Here is a 7272-nt window from a genome sequence, read left to right on the forward strand (position 1 = left end):
TTATAATATCAGAAAGTATAAACTCCAGAGCCATGGCTTCCTGATATTGCAAGAAAAGTTACCTTTAAACGCGGTCTGTCATCTGTGAAGGTACGTCGATAGACAGTTTTTTTACATTATAACAGGTAAAACGGCTGTAAAACGAGATGAAAGCGAATTCTAAAATGGGATTATGACAGGTATTGCAGGGGTTGCTCCATGTTATTTCCAGGGTCGGGCCTATATATTTAGGTCATGCGACGGGCTTGCAGAAAGCCAACATTTACGGGAGGGATTGAATCAATATGGCCAAAATTACGTTTATCGGTGCAGGCAGTACGGTATTTGTAAAAAACGTGCTTGGAGACGTCATGTCAACTCCGGCGCTGCAGGGGTTTGAGCTGGCCCTTTTCGATATCGACATGGAGCGGCTGAACGATTCGGAACGGCTCCTGAACAGCATCAAGGAGACGCTGGGCAGCACATGCCAGATCAAGGCGTACACGGACCGTAAAGAAGCGCTGCGCGGCGCCAAATATGTCATTAACGCGATCCAGGTAGGCGGGTACGACCCTTGTACGATCACCGATTTTGAGGTACCGAAGAAATACGGTCTGCGCCAAACGATTGCCGACTCGCTGGGCATCGGCGGGATTTTCCGCAACCTGCGTACGATTCCGGTCATGCTGGACTTTGCGGAGGACATTCAGGAAGTCTGTCCGGACGCATGGTTCCTCAATTACACGAACCCGATGGCGGTGCTGACCAACGTCATGAACACCGTGGGCGGCGTGAAAACGGTCGGTCTGTGCCACAGCGTGCAGCACTGCGTATCCGACCTGTTCAGAACGCTCGAAATGGATCCGACCGGCGTGGAATCCAAAATCGCGGGCATCAACCATATGGCCTGGCTGCTCGAGGTCAAGAAGGACGGGGTGGACCTGTACCCCGAAATCAAGCGCCGTGCCGCCGAGAAGCAGAAGGAGAAGCATCATGACATGGTGCGCTTCGAGCTGATGCTGCGTTTCGGCTACTATGTCACGGAATCGTCCGAGCATAATGCCGAATACCATCCGTATTTCATCAAGCGCAATTATCCCGAACTCATTGAAAGATACAACATTCCGCTCGACGAATACCTGCGCCGCTGCGTTAACCAGATCAACGGATGGAAGGAAATGCGCGAGAAGCTGTTTGCGAGCGAAAGCATCGGGCACAGCCGTTCCAAGGAGTATGCATCCTACATCATGGAAGCGATGGAGACGAACCAGCCGTTCAAAATTGGCGGCAACGTCATGAACACCGGACTGATCACGAACCTGCCGAAGGAAGCCTGCGTCGAAGTGCCGTGCCTGGTGGATGCCTCCGGCGTGACTCCGACGTACGTGGGCGATCTGCCGCCGCAGCTGGCCGCGCTGAACCGCACGAACATCAATACGCAGCTGCTTACCGTCGAAGCGGCCGTCACCGGGAAAAAAGAGCACATCTACCATGCGGCCATGCTCGATCCGCACACGTCTGCGGAGCTGTCCATCGACGATATCGTGGCGCTGTGCGACGATCTCATCGAGGCGCACGGCAGCTGGCTGCCTGAATTCAAATAAAGGCGTCGCTGTGATGTAAAAAATGAACGGGCTTACCTCTCTGCTGCCTCATGGCAGAGACGGGGTAAGCCCGTTTTTGCATTCCTTCCGGTAGTCCGGGTGGCGGACAGGCCCGGCGTTTCCCACCGATTAGTTCCGTCATCAAAACAGCCATACCAGCAGGATGATCACGGCCACAATGGCTAGACCTATCAGCAGATTGACTAGGTTCCAGAGAAACCCGCGGCCGGCACCTTGATTTACCTTTTCATCGTGGCGCTTCTTGTGAACGTCGGGGTCATACTGTCCGGGAGGGTTGCGAAAATCCATAGCCATTCTCCTTTCGGTTGGAAATGATCCGGCCCTTGTTAGTGCCTGGCTCAGGCGACGGGAAGGGATATCCGGCACTTTTTCAATCGGTTGTTATTTATTATAACGTTTCGGATACCGTTTTGTTGGAAGATTTTCTAGCGCCTGGAAATATAACATTCTGCGTCTTGCCTTCGTTGCCCTATGGCGATTACTGATTGAGTCCGGCAAGTTACAGGATCTGTAAGGAGCTTTTCTATCATTGCTATTTCATATGAATAATTAGTGGCTTATCTATCATAAAGTATCCTACTTCGAAAGTTTTGGGCTGCCTTCGATGCTCCTATCAATATATCGAAGAAGTACCGTTTCATAGAGGAGGATTCAGATTGAAAAGAAACCGATTGTTTTTTGCCGGAAAAGGAACTATTCGCCCCATCGTACTAAGTACTCTTATTCCCGTGATTTTGATCATGGCCGCTTGCGGCTACTACGTCTTGAACAAGACTGAGCCGGCCGCACAAGTCGTCGTCGAAGCGGAAAGAACAACGGCTCAACCGGTGCAGCGTACATATGAGCCCGACGAAGAAAAGACGAATGTGAAAATGAATGAAAAGGTGAAAGAAAAGAAGGATGACAAGACCGACAGCGAGGCGATCGCACCGAACAACAGAGCGGCCAAGCCGGTTGAGGCCACGGAAGCAAAAGAGCCAAACGGGCGGCCGGCTTCAGGCGCGGCCAAGACCACTGATCCGCTGCCGCGTTCCGGCAAAGGCATCACCGCCATCGGCGATTCCGTCATGCTGGACGCCGCGCCTTTCCTGGAAAAGATGCTTCCCGGCATCGTCGTGGACGGCAAGGTCGGCCGGCAAATGCGTCAGGCAGGGGAGGCGGTCGACCGGTTGAAAGCCCAGGGCCGGCTCGGCGGCCGGATTATCATCGAGCTCGGCACCAACGGGCCTTTTAATAAAAAAGCAATTAAGATCTCTGCTGCAGTCGCTGGGCGGCGACAAGCGGGTCCTGCTGGTGAATACGCGTGTTCCGCGGCAATGGGAGGCTGCCGTTAACAGGGATATCGCAGAAGTTGCCAATGAATTCAGCAATGCTGCGGTAGTAGACTGGTATTCGGCCAGCAAAGGCAAAGACGGCTTCTTTTCCCGGGATGGCGTGCATTTGAACCGCAGTGGTTCGGAGTTTTACGCTACCCTGCTTGTAAAGACCCTTATGGCGTTCAACGAATAATTTATGTGCTCTCCCGAGTTCATCATTCCGACCGAGGCGATTTCAGACGATCTGGTAAGCCGCAAATATATCAAGTAATGTGAAGACCGGTGAAGGGACGCCCTTTGCCGGTCTTTATGTTTCCCGTAAGGTTGAATTCAACAAAATCATAGGAACAGACACAAAAAGCTTACAAACACGCATCGTCATACGTAAGATTTTTCCAGTATAGTGAATGCGTAACTTGACATCTCCTTCCCGGAAACACAAATCCGGCACTAAGGCCCGGCCACAGACCCAACCATTTGTAGCGGTGGACTCTGCAGCAAATCAAAACCCCTCGCATTCCAACAATTCGTCCCAGCCTGTCTGCCCATACCATCCCATCCCGAGAAGGGCGTCCGAACAAACGCCAATATCCGTCCATGCTGCTAAGGAGGTGAGCTCCAGAAATTACCGGGTTCCCAGAAAAATGAAAGCGGCTTATTTTTAAAGACGGGGCAGTTCCTGTCGCAGGTAGTCCAGGTCCAAGTATTCCATTCAGGAGGATGATTATGACGGCTCATCATTTTCAGGCTTTACGGAAAACGGCGGCTCTGTATGCGCTGATCTTCGTGTTTCTCATTTCGCAGTTTTTTTATTCCCCGTCCTGGAGTTATGCAGAACCCGCGGGGGCTGTACCTGCCTCCGGGAGCCAGCAGCAAGGCGGCAATGACACTCCGGATCCGGCCGACGGAAAGGGCCAGGCTGATTCTCCAGGCGAGGCTTCAGGCTCCGCAGACGCGGGCAATCCGGCCGATGGAGCTGCGGATACACCGGCTGGAAGCTCCGCCGGCGGGCTGAAGTCCCCAGAGTCTCCAGCCGCGGCAGAAGGCGCCGCTGCGGCCGCCGAGCCGGGCAATTTAGCGGCGGGCAAGAACATGAGCGCGAGCTCTTATACCCAGACCTACGCGCCGGCAAATGCGGGCGACTCCAATCAGGCTACATACTGGGAGAGTAATAACAACGCTTTTCCGCAGTGGCTTCAGGTTGACCTTGGCGGGTCCTACAATGTTAACAAAGTGGTCCTGAAGCTTCCGGTCAGCGGCTGGGAGAAAAGAGCTCAGACGCTGTCGGTACAGGGTAGCGCGGACGGGGCAACCTTTACGAATTTGGCCGCCTCGCAAAGCTACACCTTCGATCCGGCCGGTAACAATACGGTAACGGTCAGCTTTACCGCGGCTTCTGCCAGATACGTCAAGCTGGTATTTACGGCAAACACGGGCTGGCCGGCAGGGCAGATTTCCGAGTTTGAGGTGTACGGCTCCGCCGCAGGCGGCGACACACAGGCCCCGTCCGCCCCGGGAAATCTGGCCTTTACCGAGCCGGCCTCCGGGCAGATCAAGCTGACGTGGACCGCTTCCACGGACAATGTGGGTGTGACCGGATATGACATCTACGCGAATAACGCCTTGCGTGCGAGCGTTGCCGGTAGTGCTCTGACGTATACCGACAACCAGCCGGCATCGGCTACCGTTTCCTATTACGTCAAAGCCAAGGATGCGGCGGGCAACGTATCCGCCGCCAGCAACACCGTGACCCGAACCGGCACGGGCGGGGGTACAGGCACGAATCTGGCGCTGAACAAGCCGATCACCGCGTCCTCGAATGAATACATTTACGTGCCGGCCAATGCCAATGACGGCAGTCTGACCACCTATTGGGAAGGAGCTGCCAATGCGTACCCGAATACACTGACACTCAGCCTGGGCGCGAATGCGAATATTTCGTCCATCGTGCTGAAGCTGAATCCGGACAGCGCTTGGGGACCACGCACCCAAACGATTCAGGTGCTGGGCCATGACCAGAATTCGACCAGCTTCACGAATTTGGTCTCCTCTGCGCAGTACAGCTTCAGCCCGGCGTCCGGCAACACCGTGACGATTCCGGTGACGGCTACCGCCAGCGACATCCAGCTGAAATTCACCGCCAACTCGGGTTCGACCGGCGGCCAAGTGGCGGAGCTGCAGGTCATCGGAACGCCTGCTCCGAATCCGGACCTGACGATCACGGGCATGTCCTGGACGCCGGCATCTCCGGTAGAGACCGATGCGGTTTCGCTGACATCCACGGTCAAAAACGTGGGGACGGCTTCCACCGGAGCAACGACGGTGAACTTTTACCTCGGAACGACCAAAGTCGGTTCCGCACCGGTAGGCGCTTTGGCGGCAGGAGCCTCCACGAACGTAACCCTGTCCATTGGCGCCAAAGACGCCGGGAGCTACCAACTGACCTCAAAGGTGGATGAAGATAAGTCGGTCATCGAGCAAAACGAAGATAATAACGCCTTCACCAACCCGTCGCCGTTGGTGGTTGCATCGGTATCGAGCTCCGATCTGGTAGCTTCTTCGGTGACCTGGACGCCGGGCAACCCTTCGGCCGGCAACACGGTGAACTTTACGGTGACGGTCAAAAATCAAGGAACGGCCGCCTCGGCTGGAGGCGCTCATAATATCAAGCTGACGTTAACCGATGCGACGACCGGCGCGGTGATCAAGACCTTGACCGGCTCGGTCAGCGGTGTCATCGCCAGCGGGGCTTCGGCTGCACCGGTCAGCTTAGGCAGCTGGACAGCGGCGAATGGGAAGTATAACGTCAAGACGGAAATCGCCGTTGACGGCAACGAACTGCCGGTGAAGCAGGGCAACAACGTCACAACGCAGTCCTTCTTCGTCGGCCGCGGCGCGAACATGCCGTACGACATGTACGAGGCCGAAGACGGCGTTATTGGAGGCGGCGCGGCGATCGTCGGTCCGAACCGGAACATCGGCGACCTCGCCGGCGAGGCTTCGGGACGTAAAGCGGTGACGTTAAACAGCACGGGCAGCTACGTTGAGTTCACGACCAAAGCCAATACGAACACGCTGGTGACCCGGTTCTCCATCCCGGATGCATCCGGGGGCGGTGGTATCGATGCGACGCTGAACGTCTACGTCAACGGCACTTTCGCCAAGACGATCAATCTGACATCGCGCTACGCCTGGCTGTACGGAGACGAAGCGAACCCGAGCAACAGCCCGGGAGCCGGTGCGCCAAGGCATATTTATGACGAGGCCAATATCATGTTCGACAGCACCATCCCGAAAGGCAGCACAATCCGCCTCCAGAAGGATGCGGCCAATACGACGAACTACGCGATCGATTTCATCAGTCTGGAGCAGGTTGCACCGATTCCGAATCCGGATCCGGCCAAATACGCGGTGCCGGCCGGCTTCACGCATCAGGACGTGCAGAATGCGCTGGATAAAGTGCGAATGGATACGACAGGCAATCTGGTCGGAGTATACCTGCCGCCGGGAACGTATCAGACCTCGAACAAATTCCAGGTCTACGGCAAGCCAATTAAAATCGTCGGTGCCGGCCCATGGTACACACGCTTCGTGGCTCCGGCGAACCAATCCAACACGGATATCGGATTTACGGCCAACTCCACGGCGAACGGCTCCACGTTCGCGAACTTTGCCTACTTCGGCAACTATACCTCACGTATCGACGGTCCGGGCAAGGTGTTCGACTTTTCGAACGTGGCGAACATGACGATCGACAACATCTGGACCGAGCATCAGGTGTGTATGTACTGGGGAGCCAACACCGATTACATGACGATTACCAATTCGCGCATCCGCAACACGTTTGCCGACGGCATCAACATGACCAACGGCAGTACGAACAATCTGGTGCGCAACGTCGAAGCGCGGGCTACCGGCGACGACAGCTTCGCGCTGTTCTCGGCGATCGACGCGGGCGGGGCGGACGAAAAGGACAACGTCTACGAGAACCTGACTTCGCTCTTGACCTGGCGTGCCGCAGGCCTCGCCGTCTACGGCGGATACGCCAACACCTTCCGGAACATTTACATTGCCGATACGCTGTGCTACTCGGGCGTAACGATCAGCTCGCTGGACTTCGGCTACCCGATGAACGGATTCGGCGCCTCGCCGACGACCAATTTTGAGAATATTTCGATCGTCCGGGCCGGCGGGCACTTCTGGGGCCAGCAGACCTTCCCGGCGATGTGGCTGTTCTCGGCATCGAAAGTGTTCCAGGGCATTCGGGTAAGCGACTTGGATATCGTGGACCCGACCTATCACGGCATTATGTTCCAGACCAACTATTTTAACGGACAGCCGCAAAATCCGAT

5 protein-coding genes are annotated in these 7272 nt (G+C 55.7%); 4 read left to right on the forward strand and 1 reads right to left on the reverse strand.

The annotated features are described in order from the left end of the window. Window positions 1–284 precede the first annotated feature (284 nt). A complete protein-coding gene (gene melA, locus CPT76_RS27935) occupies window positions 285–1583 on the forward strand; it encodes an alpha-glucosidase/alpha-galactosidase (RefSeq protein WP_105445204.1) in 1299 nt (432 codons plus the stop codon). A gap of 141 nt (window positions 1584–1724) precedes the next feature. Here the strand turns inward: melA and CPT76_RS37895 are convergent, their stop codons facing one another. Continuing rightward, complete coding sequence (locus CPT76_RS37895; protein ID WP_163880096.1) at window positions 1725–1892, reverse strand: hypothetical protein; 168 nt, start codon at window positions 1890–1892, stop codon at window positions 1725–1727. A 383-nt stretch (window positions 1893–2275) separates the two neighbouring features. On the opposite strand from CPT76_RS37895, the gene CPT76_RS27940 reads away from it, so the two are divergent. The 3 genes from CPT76_RS27940 to CPT76_RS27950 form a co-directional block, all read left to right on the forward strand. Continuing rightward, on the forward strand, window positions 2276–2938 hold the full coding sequence (locus CPT76_RS27940) for an SGNH/GDSL hydrolase family protein (protein ID WP_181153088.1): 663 nt from the start codon (window positions 2276–2278) through the stop codon (window positions 2936–2938). After that, window positions 2898–3113 carry an SGNH/GDSL hydrolase family protein gene (locus CPT76_RS27945; protein WP_105445206.1) on the forward strand — a complete coding sequence of 72 codons (216 nt, stop codon included), beginning with the start codon at window positions 2898–2900 and terminating at the stop codon, window positions 3111–3113. Before CPT76_RS27940 ends, CPT76_RS27945 begins: the two co-directional genes overlap by 41 nt. Before the next feature lie 533 nt (window positions 3114–3646). After that, a partial coding sequence (locus tag CPT76_RS27950) for a discoidin domain-containing protein (protein ID WP_258168860.1) occupies window positions 3647–7272 on the forward strand: 3626 nt, incomplete at its 3' end.

This window comes from Paenibacillus sp. AR247 (assembly GCF_002968895.1).
GTDB classification, from domain to species: Bacteria; Bacillota; Bacilli; order Paenibacillales; family Paenibacillaceae; genus Paenibacillus_AQ; species Paenibacillus_AQ favisporus.

What these genes read in the sequence shown, in the direction of transcription:
- melA (WP_105445204.1), top strand. Translation starts at nt 285, where the DNA reads ATGGCCAAAATTACGTTTATCGGTGCAGGCAGTACGGTATTTGTAAAA.
- CPT76_RS37895 (WP_163880096.1), bottom strand. Translation starts at nt 1,892, where the DNA reads ATGGATTTTCGCAACCCTCCCGGACAGTATGACCCCGACGTTCACAAG.